Source organism: Wolbachia endosymbiont (group A) of Pipizella viduata (genome assembly GCF_964028555.1).
Taxonomy (GTDB): Bacteria; Pseudomonadota; Alphaproteobacteria; order Rickettsiales; family Anaplasmataceae; genus Wolbachia.
Window position 1 is genome coordinate 166,746 of record NZ_OZ034787.1, and the last position, 17,675, is coordinate 184,420.

The following is a 17,675-nucleotide window of genomic DNA, read 5'->3' on the forward strand; positions in this document are numbered from 1 at the left end:
GAAAATGAATAAATCAGTTGTGCGAGTAGGAGATTATTGTGGAGAAGCAACACCACATTTTTGCATTAGCGGCAGTAATAATGTTTTTGTAAATGATTTCCCAGTCTGTAGGAAAGGAGACAATTTTAACGAAGGAAAAGTAATGATTCAAGGATCAAAAACAGTGTTTGCAAATGGTCATGGTGTAGGAAGAGTAGGGGATTCAGTATCTTGTGGGTTAAAAGTAATAAAAGGCAGTAAAAGCGTCTTTGCAAAATAGAAATGAAGGGTATGGATGGTAAAACAGGAAAAGCGTTAGAAGGAATAGAGCACTTAAAGCAATCAATAATTGATATACTTACGACTCCTATAGGATCACGAATTATGATGAGGAATTACGGGTCTAGGCTATTTGAATTATTGGATAAGCCAGTTAATCGTGATTTAACACTAGAAATTTACGCAGCAACTGCAGAAGCTTTGGAAAAATGGGAAAAAAGGTTTAAATTAGAAAAAGTAAAAATGACAGAAGTAAAAGAGGGAAAAGTAACGCTTGACCTGGAAGGGTTGTACGTACCAATGGGGAAAAAGATTCGCTTCGATGAGGTTGTAGTATAAAGATGCAGCAGACTAACATTATTGAGCCACTGAACTTCGAAGAAATCTTTTCACGTATGAAAGAAGAATTAATAAGTCGAGATGAAAGTTTTACGGCATTAGTAGAAAGTGACTCAGCGATGAAGGTATTAGAAGTAGCAGCCTGGAGAGAGCTTTTGCTGAGACAAAGGATAAACGAAGCAGTAAAGAGTAATTTACTTAAGTTTGCGACAGGAGAAGATCTTGATAATTTAGCTGAATTTTATGGAGTGGAGAGGCAGAAAGAAGAAGATGACGAACGTTTTAGAAAAATAATTAAAGCAAAGATAATAGGCTGGAGCACGGGAGGAAGTAAAGAACACTATCGATATCATGCACTGTCAGCAGATAGTAGAGTAAAGGATGCATTAGTAGAATCACCTATACCAGGGAAAGTACAAGTTTCAATCTTATCCACAGAATTATCCACACTGCAAGAAGAATTACTAGAAATTGTCAAAAATCAGCTAAACAGGGAGGATGTGAGGATTTTAACAGATACAGTTGAAGTGGTAAGTTGCAATATGATAGAAATAGATATCCACAGTAAAATTAGCATTAAAAGACCAGATATTATTGAAACGGTGAAGAAGAAATTTATCGAAAAATTTGGAACAACGAAAAGATTAGGATGGAAGGTAACAAGATCATGGATAATAGCCAATTTGTTTATGGAAGGAGTAGAAAACGTGGAATTAATAGAGCCAAGAGAAGACATAGTTGTGAAAGGAAATGAGTGCGCTTTCTTAAAAAGTTTAAATGTTGAGTTAAATTAATGCTATTACCGCCAAACGCAACAAAAAAGGAAAAAGCGCTGGTTGATGCAATAGATTACAAAGTAGATCCTGGTTGTATCAGAGGGTTTAAATTTAGCCAAGGGGAAAAAGTGTTGCCATGGATAATAGAGGAATATGGGCTAGGAGAAATCCTACATTGGGTAAAAGACAAAAGAAAGGCGATAAAAAAAGGGATAAAATTTCAGCGTTTAAGAGGAACACCTGCTTCACTGAAAATAGCACTAAAATGGGCAAATATAGAAGATATTACAATTATCGAAGAACCATCTGGCAAGCACTTCTTTGAACTGCAGATAGGGATAAAAGATGTTCCGAATGACTTCTTCGTTGATGCAGTAGTAGAACTAGCAAAACTATCATTGCCTGCAAGATCGAGGCTAATGAGGATTTTTAACGATTATTACAACATTAGCAGGTTCATATTGGATGAGAGTTTTTTCGGAAGTTTATTATCGGATTATTCCGGGGTAAAAATAGAAAAAGATGGGCCAGTTTTATCATTTGGAAGAGTAAATTTTTTCAGGTCTCATGGTCCGGTTATTAGGATTGTAGAAAACTATCTACGCGATCATTATGAACGAGCTTTAAGCAATGACATATATCGCTTGGATGTAGCAATACTTGGAGAAACCGAGCCTCATACTAAGAACTACAACGGTATTTATGAACGAAATTATGTGTGGTATAACTTCAAAGCGCTATATCCGCTACCACAGAGCTTATTACCTAAGATTAAGTTTGCTAAAGCGCAGATAGTATTATCAGATAGCTGGAACTTAGGAGAAATAAACGCGTGTTTTCCGGTTACGAGTGGAGAAGAGAAAGGAAGTAAATTTTTACTAGGAAGTGATAAACTATCTGAACAACTGTGGAATTTAAAACACAAGCCAATTTTAGAAAGGTTTAGCGTTACTCACCACTACAAAGTAGAAGATTTTACCAACCAAAAAGTTATAATATTTGGTGTGGCAGAGCACAATATTCATTTTGAAAGGGATTTAAATTCAGAGCAAAAGGATTCAATACATGAACCGGAAAATTACGTTTTAGTGTTTTACCCAGGCGTACTAACGTGGCACGAACATCGTCATTTGAACAGAGGTTGGGAAGAGAAACAAGTAATATGTTTAATGCATTAAGCATATATATTTATATCTTCATATACTATATTAGTATTTAGTTAAAAAGGTGTACTACGCGAAAAAAGACTTGCCTTTTTATGCCAAAACGCACATAACTTGAATAGCAGCAGGTAAATATAAGAAATTTGTCTGGCGCTAGAAAAGATAATTTTGTGAGGTATGAAATGGGGTTCAGCGAAGAAAAGAAAGAATCTTTTAACAAGTTTTTTAAAGAAGTATCAAGGAATGGATTTAAAAATATTAATAAAAGGGATGAAAAAGGAGAAACAGTATTGCACCATGCAGTAGAAAATTCCGATCACAAAACAGTGAGGTTATTAATAGAAAAAGGAGCGGAGATCAATGCAAGAGATAAAAATGGTTATACGCCACTGCACTGTGCAGTATTCGCAAAAAGTTTAGAAAATGTAAAAGTACTGCTAAGGTCAGGAGCGGAAATAAATGCCACTCAATATGTCAGTGGATGTACGCCACTGCACTCTGCATGTAAAATAGGAGGAGCAGGAGTTGAAATAATAAAAGAGCTAGTAAAAGCAGGATCTGAAGTTAATCAACTGAATAAGTATGGTTCAACACCAATGTATTACATATGGGAAAGTGAAAAGTATTGTCTATGTGATAGGGAAGAGAGTGAAAAGGCAAGTAAATTTTTGAGAGCAAAAGGTGGAGTAACAAAAAGTAGAAAACTGACGTGCTATGGAATAGAGGGGCTAGTGGGAGAAATAGCAGACAAGTTGGATAGGAGCTATATGCCAGAGCTAAAAATAATGGAGATCGAAGAAATAAGGAAGAGAGACAAATCATTAATAAAGAAAGAATGTCAAAATTTAGCAACCAAGATAATGTGCCAAGTAAACGAAATGATAGATGAGGTGGTGAGAATTAAAAAAGGGACTTAAATTTAAAGAAAAGGTGAGGTAGGTTATGAGTAAAAAAGAAAAAGAGGATGCACTAAAAGAATTATTAGAGAACTCAGGTAAAAATATTAAGGAGACAAAAAAGGAACTGCATTATGCAGTAGACGGAAAAACAGTGAGCTTATTAGTTGAAAAAGGAGCGAATGTGAATGCAGCGGATGTAGAAGGATATACAGCACTGCACCTAGCGATAACGGAGAAACGTCTAGAAACAGTTAGAGAATTGATAAAATCAGGAGGGAATGTAAATGCTGAAGAGTATGGCAGTAAATGCACACCGCTGCACCTTGCATGTGTGGTGGGGAAAGTGGAAATAGTGGAGGAGCTAGTAAAAGCAGGGGCTGAAATAGAACAAGCAGATAAATTTGGGATGACAGCGATGGATTATGCGAAAAATAGTAAAGAGGTAACTGAAGTATTGAAGAAAGAAACAGACAGAATAGAAAAGTTATTTGAGAAATTATGAGAGGCTGAAAATATGGAAAGAAAGGAAGAAATAGAAAAGAAAGTAATGAATTTAGAGAAAAAAGCGTTGGAAGAGGTGAGGAAAATATGGAAAAAGGTATATGGAGAAGGAGCGCCTAGATACTCAAAGAAATACCTGATACCAAGATTAGCTTATAGAATGCAGGAAAAAGCGTACGGAGAAATATCAAGAAAAGGGGCAAAAAGACTAGAATACCTGGCAGATCGACTAGAGAAGGGAAAAAGGATAAGTAGCGATAAACTGCCAGTAGAGGGAACAGAGCTAATATTAGAAAGAGGGGAAGAGACGCATGCGGTAATGGTAACAGATAAGGGTTTAATCTATAAAGAAGAGTTTTATACGTCATTATCAGCAGTAGCCGGCAAAATAATGGGAATGAGTTATAATGGACCGCTCCTATTTGGAATGAGAGATAAGGAGAAAGAATGCTGAAAGAGGTAAGATGCGCGATATATACGAGAAAATCAAATGAAGACGGGCTAGAACAAAAGTTTAATAGTTTAGATGCACAGCGAGTAGTATGTGAGAAGTATATAAAAAGCCGAGAAGGGTGGGTAGCATTGGCAAAAAAGTACGATGATGGAGGGTTCTCAGGGAGTAATTTGAATAGACCAGCGATAAAGGAATTGTTTGAAGATGTAAAGGCAGGAGAAGTCGACTGTGTAGTAGTATATACGCTAGATAGGTTATCAAGAGAAACAAAGGACTGCATAGAAGTAACATCATTTTTTAGAAGGCACCGGATAAGTTTTGTAGCAGTAACACAAATATTCGACAATAATACGCCAATGGGAAAATTTGTACAAACAGTGCTATCAGGGGCGGCACAACTAGAAAGAGAAATGATAGTAGAGAGAGTAAAAAATAAAATAGCAACATCGAAAGAACAAGGGTTATGGATGGGAGGAAATCCACCGCTTGGCTATGATGTAAAAGAAAAGGAATTAATAATAAATGAAAAAGAAGCAAAAATAATAAAGCATATATTTGAGAGGTATATGGAGCTGAAGTCAATGGCAGAATTGGCAAGAGAGTTAAACAGAGAAGGATATCGAACGAAAGCAAAATCAGATATCTTTAAAAAGGCAACAGTGAGGAGAATAATAACAAACCCAATATATATGGGAAAAATCAGGCATTATGAGAAACAGTATAAAGGAAAGCATGAAGCGATAATAGAAGAAGAAAAATGGCAAAAAGCGCAGGAATTGATAAAGGATCAGCCGTATAGAAAAGCAAAATATGAAGAGGCGCTACTAAAGGGAATAATAAAGTGCAAGAGCTGTGATGTAAATATGACACTGACATACTCAAAAAAGGAGAATAAAAGGTACCGATATTATGTATGCAACAATCACCTAAGGGGAAAAGATTGTGAATCAGAAAACCGAAATGTAATAGCAGGAGAAGTAGAAAAAGAAGTAATGATGAAGACAGAGCAGCTATATGAAAATTGGAAAGAAAAGACCGAAGAAAAATGGGAAAATTTAAGTTTTGGAAAGCAGAAAGAAGTGGTGAGAAAGTTAATAAAGAGAGTAATGGTAAAAGAAGATGGAATAGAGGTGAGTTCAGAGGATAAGGTGGAATTTATACCAATGTGGCTAAAAAAGAAAGGAAACAAATGCACAGTAGTAGAACCAGAAGGAAAAACAAATAATGCGCTACTGAAAGCAGTGGTAAGGGCTCATCTGTGGAAACGTCAACTGGAGGAAGGAAAATATAGGAGTGTGAAAGAGCTGAGCATTAAAATTAATATAGGTACAAGACGCATACAACAAATTTTAAGATTAAATTATTTAGCACCAAAAATAAAGGAAGACATAGTAAATGGGAGACAGCCAAGGGGTTTGAAGTTAGCTGATTTAAGGGAAATACCGATGCTATGGGGTGAGCAGTTGGAAAAGTTCTACGGATTAGTGTCTTAATTACACCGTTTAACAAAAGGGGGAAACTATGAAAACGCCAAAGCTATTAAAAGGTATTGCTAAAAAATTTAAAAATAGGAAGGGAAGCACGATAGCCACCACTGCAAAAGGAGCTGCTATAGAGGAATCAAGGACTTCTAATAATATGCCAGCAGATGTTGAAGAAGTGAAAGTTGAGGTGAAAGAGCAAACCAATGTTGATAAAGCTACAGAGACCGACACTCAATTATGTAATGAAAATAGTGAGATAGAACAACCAATATTTGAAAGCAGCGAAAGAGCTCAAAACTCCTCAATAGAAACTACTGTAGAGCCAACTTCCGTTAATAGAGAAACTGATAAGCAAGAGCCAAATGCCCCTGAAGGAACATCTTCCGCTGAACCATGTTTTGATGCTACAGACGAAAAAGACAAACCGTTAACGCAACAAAGGCAAGCAATCCTAGCTAGTGTTGTTGGTGCAGTGTTATTAGTGGGTAGCGTTGTATTTTATACATTGAAAATCGATGTTACAGTAGCAGTGGTTGTGGGAATAGTTGGACTAGCATGTATAGGCCTTGCGCTGTATAATATCATAAATCTCAACACCAAGCTCGAGAAAGTAGAGGAACAATCCATTACTGCTCATCCTCCTTTGAATCCAACATAAAAGGCTACATCTAAAAAACCATAAACGTCAGGAAAGTTCTTAAATAAGACAACTTTTTTAGAATAATCTCTAAATTATTAACTCAATACTTATTTCCCTACTACTTCTCCTTACCTTGAGTGTATAGTTTATTGAATACCTCCAAGAATCTTACTTTGAAAATACATCAATTTTTTTTACCCCTCCAAGACCTTTTTTTTGTTTAATAATTTTAGTTGACTTTATGAACACACTACTATTTCTTTCGAAACTTCCATCTTTTGCAGCTGGTCTAAACTATCAATTGGCCTCATAAGAGTAGACGGAGCATCTGATTCTTTTACTACACAATCTAATTGCTTAATAGTTTTACTTGACTCTATAGATACATTTCTTTCAAAATTTCCATCTTTTACAGCTTGTAGAACACTTTTTCCTCCTAAAAGGCAACTTTCCCCTAAACTTGATCGACCTTTTAACTTGTCAAACTTCTCCTGGCTCTCTCCATCAAGCTTTACTTCTATTATATTACTATCTTTATCACTAGAACATAGATGAACAATAATCTTTCCTACTTGAGTAGTAAAAGACATTTCAACGCTACCTCCTAAGACATCTGTATAATTTCTTTTTCCTCCTACATTTTCAACTCTTACTATACTCTCTCCAATATGAAATATATGATGTCTAAAACTTAAATCTTTCACTTTTGGATTATTTATAACTTTTGCAACCTCAACAGTGCTATCTTGCGAATATTTTACATAAAAATATCCATTATCCATTTCTGCGTGTAAAGCTTTGCCTTTGGCACTACTGTTTATAATACCTTCATATGCTACGCTTTTTAGCTTGTTATCGATTTCTTCACGTTCTGCAAAAATCTCATAACTGAACCCATAAGTTGCATACAATAACCTATCATCATAAAAGGAACTGTATTTTACTCTTCCGCCTTTTAATAGTAAATTATTCATGATATTGCGTATAACACCTATATTTTCGTCATCTGACACACCCTCATAGGCAGGAATATCTCTTATTTCCTTAAAAATTAAACTTGTTATAGTATACTCATCATCGTTACATTTTGAATTGAGCCTTATCCCTTTTTGCAAATATTTATTTGTTATGCACTCTATACGTTCTAAAGCAGTGTTTGTAAAATTTTCATGCTTATCCCTATAACCTTGATCATTTTTTGCTACTACACCTTTTAACTCTTTACAAAATTCATCAATTAGGCTTTTCTCATTCTCAGTCAGTGGTAGATCTAGCTTAATTAAAGCAGAGTCTCTTGGATTAATAGGGTAATGACCATCGTTTTTCCAGTATAAATCACTATCATCAGTTTCATTTTGATACGACAATGTATGTTTTACACATGTGCCAGCAATCTTCCCAGTTTCATGTCTCTGATCAAGGTCATAACATTCCGGACGATTACTTATTCCTTGGAAAAACAAACTATAATCACCTGAATCGGCTACGTCATTTTCAGGAGTTGGTCCCTCATTGCTATTACGCTCAATTTTTGACCACCGCGGCCCAGCACTCAATTCCTCTCCCAGCTTTTGGTCACTGATAGGTTCTACAACATGTTCTATAGACTCTGTAACTTCACTCATACCCTCTCCCTAGCACAGACAGACAGTTTATTATGTACGATATGTAACATGAGTCAAGCTAATTTAAACATAATTTTAATGTTTTTGAATAAAACTCCTGCGAGCGAGAGAGGCAACAGGATTACTTAAATCATCTTTTCTCTGCACCCGAATACTTAATTTCTCCGCTTCATCTGCTGTTTTTGAGTAAAGTGCTTTCAAGTTTTCTAAGAAATCTTCAATTGTTTGAAAAGTCACAAACCTTCCTTGTTTTTCTTGATTGTGATAAAGACATTCTAAATCTTTTGTCTCTCGTTCTATATTAGATAATGTTTCATTTATGAAGGTGATCAGCTCTTCATTTTTACTAGAATAAGCGGTCATTTTACCACAAAGAGTCTTGTTTTTTTGAACAAGTAAGTTAACTTCTTCGATTAATCCTTCTCTGTCATCTTCGATTTCTCGGATAATTTTTTCTTTTGAAGCTAAATCTTGCATTTGATTTTGCATTCTCCCTCTTAAATCTCTAACCTAAAGGAAAATGCGCCAAATATTCTTTCTTGTACTTTATTTGATTTAAATTATAATCTAGTGTTGCAAGGTAAGCATCTTTCTCTTCAATTTCCTGTTGCATAGTTTGGCATTTTTCTATAATAGAATCTCGTTGCTTTTTAAAATTTTCCATTTTCCCTTTCAACGTCTTAGTATTGTATTCACTAACCTTCCCTTCATCATCAAGAGCAGCTAACTGATTCTTTAATTCCCAGATTTCACTATCTTTATGACTTAACTCTTTGTTTTTTAACGTGCTTAATTTTTGTATTTCTTCTTCTTGGCTTTTTAATTCTATTTCTAATTTTTCTTTTCCTGTTGTTAATTCAGAAATGCTCTTGTATTTATCATCCAATTGTTGTTTTATATCAATTATCTCTTTATTTTTCTGCTGTAATTGATTCCTTAATTCTTCTGCTTGATTGTTTGCAGTTTCTTTAGCTTTTTCCTTCAGAATTAGTTCTTTTTCTAGCTCTTTTTTAGCAAATTTATTTTTCCTAGCCTCGATCTCCCCATTACTGCTAATTATTTTATATGAAAGTGCAACCGCTAAAAAAGATAGTATAGATAAAACCGTTACGATTGTAAGAGTTGAGTTCAAAAATTCAACTGAAGACAAAAGGCCAAAATAAGAGGCTGCAGAGAGTGCTGCGGATGCGAGCAATGTAAAAGTTGCAAAAGCACTAGCTATAAGATAAAGTGTGTTGGTTTGATTGCATAAATCCCTCATTATCTTTTCCCTACAGGTAAAATGATCGCCACATTATTATAAGCGTCTAAGGAAAGTAAGCTATAAAAAATTAACATAAATCTATACTCACTGTACATTTGCTATTTCAGTTTCAAGTGCTGCTATCTAAAGAGATAATTTTACTATCTTTTTTAGCTTGCAGAAGGTACAGTTAATCGTTATACATGACCTGTTACCAAAACACAGTCATTCTAATTGGCTTAATAATTATGTCAAGCTAAGATTCGTGGTGGTCAATAAAAATTTGTATTGGAGTAGGTGGTGTGAATAGAAAAAATATGCGAAAGGCGAATCTTACACCATTATTTTTTGCGAACAGTGTACCTCGAAAATCTGGTGCTGTTGTTGAGTCTGATTCTAAACAGGTGAAGGATAAGGATGAGAACACGAATTTGGAACAGGAAAGTGGTGTACCTAATACCGGTAGTTTTGATGAATTATGTGATACGCCTAGTAGTACTCGTAGTTTTTGTATTTCGGCTGGCACACCCGATGAAGAGAAGATACTGGGGCTTGAGTGGGATAATTACTCTCTATACTTTACTGATGTAAATCAAGATCTAAAGTTGAGTCAGAAAAGTCAAGAAGAGATTGTAATAACTTTCTCCCAGATTAATGAGAGTACTGACTTGGGCATAGTGCAAGAGAAATCGACAACAGTAGAGAGTAAAAAAGATGCTACAATAAATCTACAGTTAGATGGACAAAACAAAAATAAAATTTTAGTAGCATCGGATGAGGAGGCAAAAGGTTACGATGAGAACAATAACAGTCCACTAGTTAGTAGTGAAACACTATTGTCAGAAGGTGAAAATGATACTTCTAGCAGTGTTCAAGAAGCAACGTTTGCTAGAGATAATCCTAAAGTAATGTTAAGTGAAGAAGATATAGAACTGAGTATCAGTAACAATTTTGATATTAATAACTTTAGTTTTCTCAACTATAACAAAGAAAGTGGTAATGATTCAGGCGCCGAATTCACTGATGGTGATGATTCAGGACGGGAAAAAGTTGATAATGAAGCTGAAATATTTCTAGGATCAAATGAAAATATATCAAGTCCTATTTTAAGTGAAGAAAGTTTTGTTACTGCTAAAAATGAAGGCGAAACATATAAAAGTCCTAATAATAGTATTTTTATACATTCAAATGGTACTCAGTTTGATGTAAGTGAAGATGGTATTTATACACACGATGATTCACAAGATGTTTCATTACGAAATGAACAGAATGTTAGCAAAGAAGGTTTAACAGGGACTTTAGTAAAGTTGGATGATGGAGAAAATAAAAATATTAAAATAACTGGCAAAAGTGCCCCAGGAGCATCGAAGCAAAGTGAAGGTGATAATGATCAATTACTAAATGGCAGTGAACCACTGATTTCAAGAAGTAGTACTCCAAACAATTCACCAAAAGATGTAAATAGAAAGAGCACATATAGTAAATTATCAAAAATCTGTAGAGATAAAAATGAAGGTGAAAAATCAGTCTATAAAACTTCAAGCTATAATCCATCGCAGAAGAATTCTAAAGGAAAGAAGGTCTTTTTGTGTCTTACAGTGTTGTCATGCACTGTTTTTTTTGTATCAATAACTTCTTCATTTTTAGGAAAGCCTCTTATCTCTGATCTGAAAGGTAATCTCATATCATTAGCAATTTTGGGTACCGCTTGTGTAATTTTAGGTGCTATTACCCTAGTTCTATATTGCTATCCTCAAGATAAAGAAAACGAGCCACCTGATGCATTAGAACAAGTTAGCGTGGATGATACTGAAATCGAGATATTGTCATCATAAATTTTTGTGACCATTCGCCGGAATAAAAGGGGTTTATAAAGTTAGAATAAGGTACGGTATTGGCCATATGAAGGTATAACTTAGGAAAAGTTAGAGAAATTATGTAGGATTTAAAATGCGAACTTGCGGATTATTAAGCTTATCACTTTTAATATTAAGTAGTAGTTTTGTATATGCTGATAGAGCAGTGATATCTTCTTGTGATGAAATACCTTCAGATTATAGCGGCAAGGTTTTTAAAATTAAGACTGATTACCCGGTTGAGATTAGTAATATAGAAAGACCATGGGAACATATATCATTTAAGGAGGAACCGCAAAAATACGCCTATACAATTTTAAAGTATATATATGATGGGAATATAGACTGCGATTTTGATTTACATTGCAATAAGGTTGCTAATTGGTATCATGCGCCATGGATGCACTACGGGATAAATGGTAGAGAATTTGTTAATGGTTTAACGAGAGAACGATCCTTTAAGCCTGGTGAATTGCATAATGATCAAAAATCCATGCTACAAAATTGGGCAATTTCTATTGTTAATGAGCAAGGTAGCTATACATATGGGCAAGTCTGGAAAGATATAAACAATCCTGATATTACCAGAGGGGAATTCTTAGATGGTACAGTAAGCACAAAATTAGTATTCACAGAAGCAACACAGAAGGATATTCCAACTCTTAAAAACAGTATCTCTTGGACTAGCTATATTAATCAATCTGAAAAAGGAACTCCAAAGGTATTTAAGCAACTGAGATTATTTCAAATTGACTTTTTAGTCAAAGATAAGAGATCAGAAGAAACAGGATGGGTTGCAGGTACGTTTATTTATGATTGTACCATAAATAATAAAAATCCATGGTTGAATATGAAGTTAATGGGTATTGCTTGGGGTAACGACACTAATTATTTTACGGCAGATTATATAATCGGAAAAAGGTTATTAGAATGTTGGATAAATCCCGATGTGATGAAAAGTTCTTTAGGATATTTAGGTAGACTTAATGGTCCAATAGATAATAAAAAATCTTCATGTTTGTCATGCCATAGTACAGCACAACATCCTGAGAAATCTTCATCAGTACCACCAAAGCATGCAAAGGAACAAGAAATAAAACATTGGTTTAGGAATCTAAAGGAAGAATCATTTGATGATGGAGCATTTAATTTTGATTATTCCAAGCAGTTGAGCCATGGCATTAGAAACTACTATAGTGCTAAAAAAGAAAATGATCCTATTGGGTGTAATGCCTTTAATTATAAAGATATCACTCAAACTCCAATCAACTAATACAGTTTATGGCTTATTTATAATGGTCTTTTAAACGTGTGAGGGTGAAACTGTCAGATGGAAAACACAACAAGGCAATATCTTCTTGTGGATAGAATACCTTTGAAAGAAACACCTAACTTTAGCGTCACAAAAAATTTCATTATTTACTTTCTTCAAAAACACGAAAAAAGTACGTATATTTGTGAGAACAATTTAAACAAAAGCGGCGTTGTGAAAATAAAAACATAAAATTACTGCAACAAAGCTAGGCAAATTAATTCGTATATAAATGTGGCTAAAGTAGGCTAATATAGCTGGTTTTACGATATAGTAGAATTATTATATAGAAAAGTTCGAACGGTACACGTGGTAGCCCACTGTGTATCAAGAAGCAACAGCGTAATAGGTGCATATTGTAGAAGATTAAAGAAACGGCTAGGAGCACCAAAAGCGATTACTGCTACGGCAAGGAAATTAGCGTGTATCTTCTACAGTATGTTAAAGTATGGACAAGAGTATGTTGAGAGAGGGATTGACTACTATGAGAAACTGTATAAACCCCAGTTATGGATTAACCAACACAGTAAGGCTTAGAAATAGAAGGCTTTTTCGACTGCATGAAATATGAAATGAATGTTGAAAAAATATGTACCAAAAAATTTATTGGCGATCTGTGGCGTGTATGTTCAAGCTCAAATTTATTTTTCAAACAACCAAAGACTGTCTCAATAATCGATCTTTTCCTTAGTAAAATCTTCTCTTTAAGTGAAATTAGTGCGTTTTTCATACCTTTTTTTACTTTAGTGACTAGCTTCAGGCCTCTATCGAAGAGTTTCTCAAAGAGCTCTTTCTTTATATAGCCTTTATCTCCAAACAAAAGTCCAGTCAGTCTTTTAGTTATAGTTGGCACAGGCTTTCTGTCATCAACGTTGCCTTTGGTTAGAGTAAGTGATTGAATTTCTCCAATTTCATTAATCACCAAGTGCAATTTAAAGCCAAAAAACCAACCATACGTGCTCTTACCAATTTCTGCTAAACCATCAAAACCTAGAGATCCTTTTCTTGTGACAAACGGCAATTGTAGAAGTGTCGATATAAAAAGTACCTGTCATTTTCGCTTGTTCGCAGAACCATTGAAGAAGTAATACTAAATACCGTAAAACTCTCGGCTTTAAGGCAATAAATCTGTGATATGAAGGCATCTTTGAAAACTCTGATCTATAGAGTAGTTGAAGATAACAAAGATAAAAAGCCTTGAAGTTTTTACATGGCGATTGGTGATATAACAAGATTATGGTTAGAATTTCTGAGTGCGCTATTTCTGGTACTCTTGTTGGTTTCTTGCCATTTGATAAGAACTTATTTGCAAAATTTTCATCTACTGCACGACAAAAATCCTTGACGCAGCAGTAAAGTTCTGTAATATCTTTCTTCATGGGTAACCTCTTAATTTATTGCTAAAATATTCGAGTTTACCCTATTTCCCTCTTTATTAATTCTACTTTTATCTTTTTTCTAATCCATAACTGAGGTTATAAGGAGAGAGTATTGAAGAATTTAAACAAAAAGGCCAGTGAACTTGGTTATACTTTAATAAAAAAACATGAACTAATAGAGGGAGTTTGTTAGAAGCTTTCTTATGAAGTATATAACAATGTTGCAAAAAATAATATCATAGGATTCGGGGGAATGTTCAAAAAAGTGTGTCAAACCGAGAAGTAAAAATAAAATAGAAACAAAAAATGGAGGTTTGACACAGTTTATTTAACCATACGCGTCAAGTTAAGGGAAAATGAGCAAATTTAGGGAAGTTAAGGTAGATACTCTAGTTTTTCTGTACTTGTCTTTTAATGAAAATCGTGACCAAGTTATGGTAAGCTTTTTAAGAAAAATTTTCAAACTATTAACTCTATTCTTTAGTGCTAAAAATAACTCTCTAATTCGCCTTTTAAGCTCAATAAATGCCTTTGTTAAGCTAAGCTCCGTATATTTTTTCAGTTCTGTACAACCCACTATTCCATGAAATATAAGAATTGCACATAATTTAGCATATAATTCACATAATACTCTGTATGGCTTTCCTCTCAGCTTATCAAGCCTTATATTACTCTTATATAATTTGAACAATAATTCAATTTGCCACCTTGCTCTGTAGATTGTTAATACTTGCTCAGCACTAATCTTACTTTTTGGAACATTAGTTATAAATATCGACCAATTTAGTAACTTTTGGTTCCTTTGAGAAGATATGTATCCATGTGATCTTGCTACCCTATTAGCCTTTCTTCTTCTAGCCATAGCTTGTTCTTCAGCTAGTTTTTTACATATAATTCTCACTTTAACCCTTGTTTCTTTTCCTAACAACACCTCCTGTTCTAGAAAAGATCGATCTTCCAAATGTTCTAGTAAATCTATTTTTTGACCTATCTCTATATCATATATATTCGTGTCAGATTTATAACGACTTATAAAATAAGCTCCCGTTTCATTGATCTGTTTAAAAGAACTTGGGACAAAATAACCAAGGTCAGATATTAGCAAATCGTTACTTGATATCTCGATCAAATGCTCCCTATAACCTTGATCTGACCTTACTCCCTCCTTTATGTTAAGTTGATCCAATGTCTGATTTAAGTAATCAAAAACTAATTGTAACTTTATTCCAGACTTAGTGTTACTCTCATAACCTTTGTAACTAGTACCATACCCTTTATATAGATTTTCCATACTGTTAGGCAGAGCTACTATCCAATAACTCGACGCTTTTAAATTGCTGCAAGATTCTACAATCAATTTGCAGGGTATTTTTAAATAAAGCCATAGATTCATTGTACATTCTTTTCATAAATTCTACTACTTCTTTAGTAAACCTGAAATCTAAACCCTGTTTCGTTATTATCACAGATTCTTCATTTAATAATTGGCACATTGTATCTATGCTGCAGTTTGAAACCCCTATATTACCCAAAATTATAGCTTTTATGAATGATGAACCACTCAATTTTCTCTTCCTTTTTATAAATCCTGTTTCAATTGATATTTCATTTGCTCTCTCATTGAAAAATTTGTTGAGGTAATTTGATAAGCAAGTTATTTTATTCATCATTAGTTCTCTCACTAAAATATATCCGAGAGAACTTATACCTTGTTATCCTATCTTCTTCATACCTTTATTTCCTTAACTTGACGCGTATGCTTCTTTGAACGCTCTCACATTCCCTAACCAGATACAACTATAACTTTTATTGTTTAATAACATTTGTGCCATTCTCTCTAACTTGAGCTTATGGTTTAAAGTACTTAATGACCAAGAGCATAATTATTACTACAAATAGGTGGTCTTAGGCTTTCAAGATGACTATTTACTTTCAGCGAATCGTCCAAATCATGCTCTATTTTTTGTGTTTTTATCTCGAATTTAAATCCTAATTTTTCGCAGAATTTTTGAAAATATTCTTTAATAATATCAAACAAGTTTCTACTTTCCCCTTTATAATTTTTTAGTTCCTTAGGAATAGTAAGTAATAATTTGCCATCTTTATAGGTTACACCATCTTTACCATCTTGAGACTCAAGTACAAATTCAAGTGAAGTCGATAGATCGCATATTTTTTCTCCTGGGTTATCAAACTTCGTTACGGACACTAACATATCAGATTTTACTTTTGTACTGATTGGATCAGCACAATCAATACACATTGTTTTATTCTTGCTATATTCCCCTTTTAATCCATATTCCAAGAGTGAACTTTCAAGAATAGGGATGCTTACAGCAAATTCATACCCCGCTTGGTTACAATTAGTGATTATTTCTTCTAAAATAGAGTCATTTGGAACACTTGCTTCTGCGTATTGGAACATTTCCTTAAAAACTTCTTTTACAAATGGGCGATAGTTCTTATTCTCATCTCCTACTTTTAGTAATAGATGCAGATGCTCTCTTCCAGCATTGTAAAATCTCTCAAAATCTTTCCCATATGAGGTGGTTTTCTGATAATCAGGAATTTCAGAATTTTTGCAGTGACTTTTCCATAATTCACATAACGCATTATGTGCAAGTTCCTTTTCAAGATCCTTGAGGACTGAATCAACAAAAGCTCTACCATAATCTGTATCTATTTTTCTTTGTTTTTCTCTTGCGGTTTCAGTACTGTATATATCATAACTATTAAAAAGGTTGCTTTTGCGATATTGAGCTCCTTCCATTAACGCAGAGGTTAAAACTGTATCTATAATTTTTCCATTAATAACAAAGTTCATTCTTGGAAAATCGAAATATATTGTTTCACCAGAGTTTGCTGATTTATTGCTCTCACCAGCCTTTAATTCACTAAAACCAAATTCTTTAATTTTAGCCTTCAATGTAACTATTGGATTTGCCTCACTCATACTCCCTCTTTCTTCAAAGTCAATTATACCATAAGAGTTATTAATAGATTATTGACAATATGTAAGCTTAACAAAGGCTTTACACTATCTGTATAATAAATACGCTAAGACAAAAATTTAGATCTAGAAAAGATAATTGAACTTTATTACATTCCATCTATAATAATTTAAAGTAGCAAGCCTCAAACTAGAAGCCTGCTATTACTTACTGGTTACTTTACATCAATTCTCTTGATATGTTTCTCCGACTTAGGTATGGTTACGTGCAATACTCCATCTGAAAAATTAGCAGACACTTTATCTTGCTCTACATTTACTGGAAGCTGAATAGACCTATAGAAAGATCCATAGTATCTTTCTCGATGGTAAAACTGCTTATCTTTTGACTCGTTATTACACGTCTTTTCACCCTTCACTATTAAGCTGTCGCCAGATATACTAATGTCTATGCTTTCTTTGGAAATACCTGGTAGCTCTAGCGAGAGACAATAGCTTTCTTTTGTTTCATAAAAATCGCAAGCTGGTAATAGACTACTACCTCTTCTGGAAAGCTCTGAGTCCCATCCTGTAAAGAAGCTATCAAATATGTTATCAACGGCTCTTTGTAGTCCTCTTACACTAAAGTTATCACAGTTATTGTTTTTATTTGAATGAACTATATTACTCATGTTGTACCTCCTTTCACTAATATATGCATTACATAATCATTCTACTTACTAATTTCAATCCTAAATCTAAAGTCAGAGCTTTTGTTAGATGTGAAAAGTTGTTCCAATTTACTATGACTTGATTA

16 protein-coding genes and 3 pseudogenes are annotated in these 17,675 nt (G+C 34.0%); 12 read left to right on the plus strand and 7 right to left on the minus strand.

Annotated features, from left to right (window positions below; all coding sequences use genetic code 11):
* Positions 1–4 precede the first annotated feature (4 nt).
* The 9 genes from ABWU50_RS00865 (at position 5) to ABWU50_RS00905 (ending at position 6,532) form a co-directional block, all read left to right on the plus strand.
* Positions 5–259, plus strand: a complete 255-nt coding sequence (locus tag ABWU50_RS00865) for a PAAR domain-containing protein (RefSeq protein ID WP_010082105.1) — start codon at positions 5–7, stop codon at positions 257–259.
* Between the two features lie 2 nt (positions 260–261).
* Entirely contained in the window at positions 262–597 is a 336-nt protein-coding gene (locus ABWU50_RS00870; protein ID WP_007552425.1) for a GPW/gp25 family protein, read from the plus strand.
* Between the two features lie 2 nt (positions 598–599).
* Entirely contained in the window at positions 600–1,391 is a 792-nt protein-coding gene (locus tag ABWU50_RS00875; RefSeq protein ID WP_012673194.1) for a baseplate J/gp47 family protein, read from the plus strand.
* Complete coding sequence (locus ABWU50_RS00880) at positions 1,391–2,551, plus strand: phage tail protein (RefSeq protein WP_353275977.1); 1,161 nt, start codon at positions 1,391–1,393, stop codon at positions 2,549–2,551. Before ABWU50_RS00875 ends, ABWU50_RS00880 begins: the two co-directional genes overlap by 1 nt.
* Positions 2,552–2,718: 167 nt before the next feature.
* Positions 2,719–3,453 carry an ankyrin repeat domain-containing protein gene (locus ABWU50_RS00885; protein WP_006280237.1) on the plus strand — a complete coding sequence of 245 codons (735 nt, stop codon included), beginning with the start codon at positions 2,719–2,721 and terminating at the stop codon, positions 3,451–3,453.
* 25 nt (positions 3,454–3,478) lie between these two features.
* Positions 3,479–3,937: an ankyrin repeat domain-containing protein gene (locus tag ABWU50_RS00890; RefSeq protein WP_353275978.1), complete on the plus strand. Its 459-nt coding sequence runs from the start codon at positions 3,479–3,481 to the stop codon at positions 3,935–3,937.
* A 12-nt stretch (positions 3,938–3,949) separates the two neighbouring features.
* On the plus strand, positions 3,950–4,390 hold the full coding sequence (locus ABWU50_RS00895; protein ID WP_044471239.1) for a DUF2924 domain-containing protein: 441 nt from the start codon (positions 3,950–3,952) through the stop codon (positions 4,388–4,390).
* Complete coding sequence (locus tag ABWU50_RS00900; protein WP_353275980.1) at positions 4,384–5,883, plus strand: recombinase family protein; 1,500 nt, start codon at positions 4,384–4,386, stop codon at positions 5,881–5,883. The genes ABWU50_RS00895 and ABWU50_RS00900 overlap by 7 nt, the downstream gene beginning before the upstream one ends.
* 28 nt (positions 5,884–5,911) lie before the next feature.
* The gene (locus tag ABWU50_RS00905; RefSeq protein ID WP_353275981.1) at positions 5,912–6,532 is read left to right on the plus strand and encodes a hypothetical protein; all 621 of its coding nucleotides are present in this window, start codon (positions 5,912–5,914) and stop codon (positions 6,530–6,532) included.
* Positions 6,533–6,753: 221 nt separating this feature from the next.
* Here ABWU50_RS00905 and ABWU50_RS00910 read toward each other — a convergent pair whose 3' ends face one another.
* The 3 genes from ABWU50_RS00910 to ABWU50_RS00920 all read right to left on the minus strand — a co-directional run bounded on the left by ABWU50_RS00910 (position 6,754) and on the right by ABWU50_RS00920 (position 9,400).
* The gene (locus ABWU50_RS00910) at positions 6,754–8,139 is read right to left on the minus strand and encodes a hypothetical protein (protein WP_353275982.1); all 1,386 of its coding nucleotides are present in this window, start codon (positions 8,137–8,139) and stop codon (positions 6,754–6,756) included.
* 75 nt (positions 8,140–8,214) lie between these two features.
* The gene (locus ABWU50_RS00915) at positions 8,215–8,628 is read right to left on the minus strand and encodes a hypothetical protein (protein WP_341812713.1); all 414 of its coding nucleotides are present in this window, start codon (positions 8,626–8,628) and stop codon (positions 8,215–8,217) included.
* A 16-nt stretch (positions 8,629–8,644) separates the two neighbouring features.
* The gene (locus tag ABWU50_RS00920) at positions 8,645–9,400 is read right to left on the minus strand and encodes a hypothetical protein (RefSeq protein ID WP_341812712.1); all 756 of its coding nucleotides are present in this window, start codon (positions 9,398–9,400) and stop codon (positions 8,645–8,647) included.
* A 284-nt stretch (positions 9,401–9,684) separates the two neighbouring features.
* Here ABWU50_RS00920 and ABWU50_RS00925 point away from each other — a divergent pair, with 284 nt between their 5' ends.
* From ABWU50_RS00925 to ABWU50_RS00935, 3 genes and pseudogenes are all read left to right on the plus strand, one after another.
* Positions 9,685–11,217 carry a hypothetical protein gene (locus ABWU50_RS00925; protein WP_353275983.1) on the plus strand — a complete coding sequence of 511 codons (1,533 nt, stop codon included), beginning with the start codon at positions 9,685–9,687 and terminating at the stop codon, positions 11,215–11,217.
* A gap of 115 nt (positions 11,218–11,332) precedes the next feature.
* Complete coding sequence (locus ABWU50_RS00930) at positions 11,333–12,511, plus strand: hypothetical protein (RefSeq protein ID WP_353275984.1); 1,179 nt, start codon at positions 11,333–11,335, stop codon at positions 12,509–12,511.
* A 351-nt stretch (positions 12,512–12,862) separates the two neighbouring features.
* A pseudogene (locus tag ABWU50_RS00935) lies at positions 12,863–13,087 on the plus strand (IS110 family transposase); the annotation flags it as partial.
* Here the strand turns inward: ABWU50_RS00935 and ABWU50_RS00940 are convergent.
* From ABWU50_RS00940 to ABWU50_RS00955, 4 genes and pseudogenes are all read right to left on the minus strand, one after another.
* A pseudogene (locus tag ABWU50_RS00940) lies at positions 13,065–13,929 on the minus strand (IS982 family transposase). The pseudogenes ABWU50_RS00935 and ABWU50_RS00940 sit on opposite strands and share 23 nt — an antisense overlap.
* Before the next feature lie 346 nt (positions 13,930–14,275).
* Positions 14,276–15,596, minus strand: a pseudogene (locus ABWU50_RS00945) (IS4 family transposase).
* A gap of 197 nt (positions 15,597–15,793) precedes the next feature.
* Entirely contained in the window at positions 15,794–16,882 is a 1,089-nt protein-coding gene (locus ABWU50_RS00950; RefSeq protein WP_353275985.1) for a hypothetical protein, read from the minus strand.
* A 212-nt stretch (positions 16,883–17,094) separates the two neighbouring features.
* Positions 17,095–17,550: an Hsp20/alpha crystallin family protein gene (locus ABWU50_RS00955; protein ID WP_353269682.1), complete on the minus strand. Its 456-nt coding sequence runs from the start codon at positions 17,548–17,550 to the stop codon at positions 17,095–17,097.
* Between the last annotated feature and the right edge of the window lie 125 nt (positions 17,551–17,675).

Bases quoted from the DNA above. Each gene is read 5' to 3' on its own strand.
- ABWU50_RS00865 (WP_010082105.1), top strand. From the start codon at position 5: ATGAATAAATCAGTTGTGCGAGTAGGAGATTATTGTGGAGAAGCAACA.
- ABWU50_RS00870 (WP_007552425.1), top strand. From the start codon at position 262: ATGAAGGGTATGGATGGTAAAACAGGAAAAGCGTTAGAAGGAATAGAG.
- ABWU50_RS00875 (WP_012673194.1), top strand. From the start codon at position 600: ATGCAGCAGACTAACATTATTGAGCCACTGAACTTCGAAGAAATCTTT.
- ABWU50_RS00880 (WP_353275977.1), top strand. From the start codon at position 1,391: ATGCTATTACCGCCAAACGCAACAAAAAAGGAAAAAGCGCTGGTTGAT.
- ABWU50_RS00885 (WP_006280237.1), top strand. From the start codon at position 2,719: ATGGGGTTCAGCGAAGAAAAGAAAGAATCTTTTAACAAGTTTTTTAAA.
- ABWU50_RS00890 (WP_353275978.1), top strand. From the start codon at position 3,479: ATGAGTAAAAAAGAAAAAGAGGATGCACTAAAAGAATTATTAGAGAAC.
- ABWU50_RS00895 (WP_044471239.1), top strand. From the start codon at position 3,950: ATGGAAAGAAAGGAAGAAATAGAAAAGAAAGTAATGAATTTAGAGAAA.
- ABWU50_RS00900 (WP_353275980.1), top strand. From the start codon at position 4,384: ATGCTGAAAGAGGTAAGATGCGCGATATATACGAGAAAATCAAATGAA.
- ABWU50_RS00905 (WP_353275981.1), top strand. From the start codon at position 5,912: ATGAAAACGCCAAAGCTATTAAAAGGTATTGCTAAAAAATTTAAAAAT.
- ABWU50_RS00910 (WP_353275982.1), bottom strand. From the start codon at position 8,139: ATGAGTGAAGTTACAGAGTCTATAGAACATGTTGTAGAACCTATCAGT.
- ABWU50_RS00915 (WP_341812713.1), bottom strand. From the start codon at position 8,628: ATGCAAAATCAAATGCAAGATTTAGCTTCAAAAGAAAAAATTATCCGA.
- ABWU50_RS00920 (WP_341812712.1), bottom strand. From the start codon at position 9,400: ATGAGGGATTTATGCAATCAAACCAACACACTTTATCTTATAGCTAGT.
- ABWU50_RS00930 (WP_353275984.1), top strand. From the start codon at position 11,333: ATGCGAACTTGCGGATTATTAAGCTTATCACTTTTAATATTAAGTAGT.
- ABWU50_RS00950 (WP_353275985.1), bottom strand. From the start codon at position 16,882: ATGAGTGAGGCAAATCCAATAGTTACATTGAAGGCTAAAATTAAAGAA.
- ABWU50_RS00955 (WP_353269682.1), bottom strand. From the start codon at position 17,550: ATGAGTAATATAGTTCATTCAAATAAAAACAATAACTGTGATAACTTT.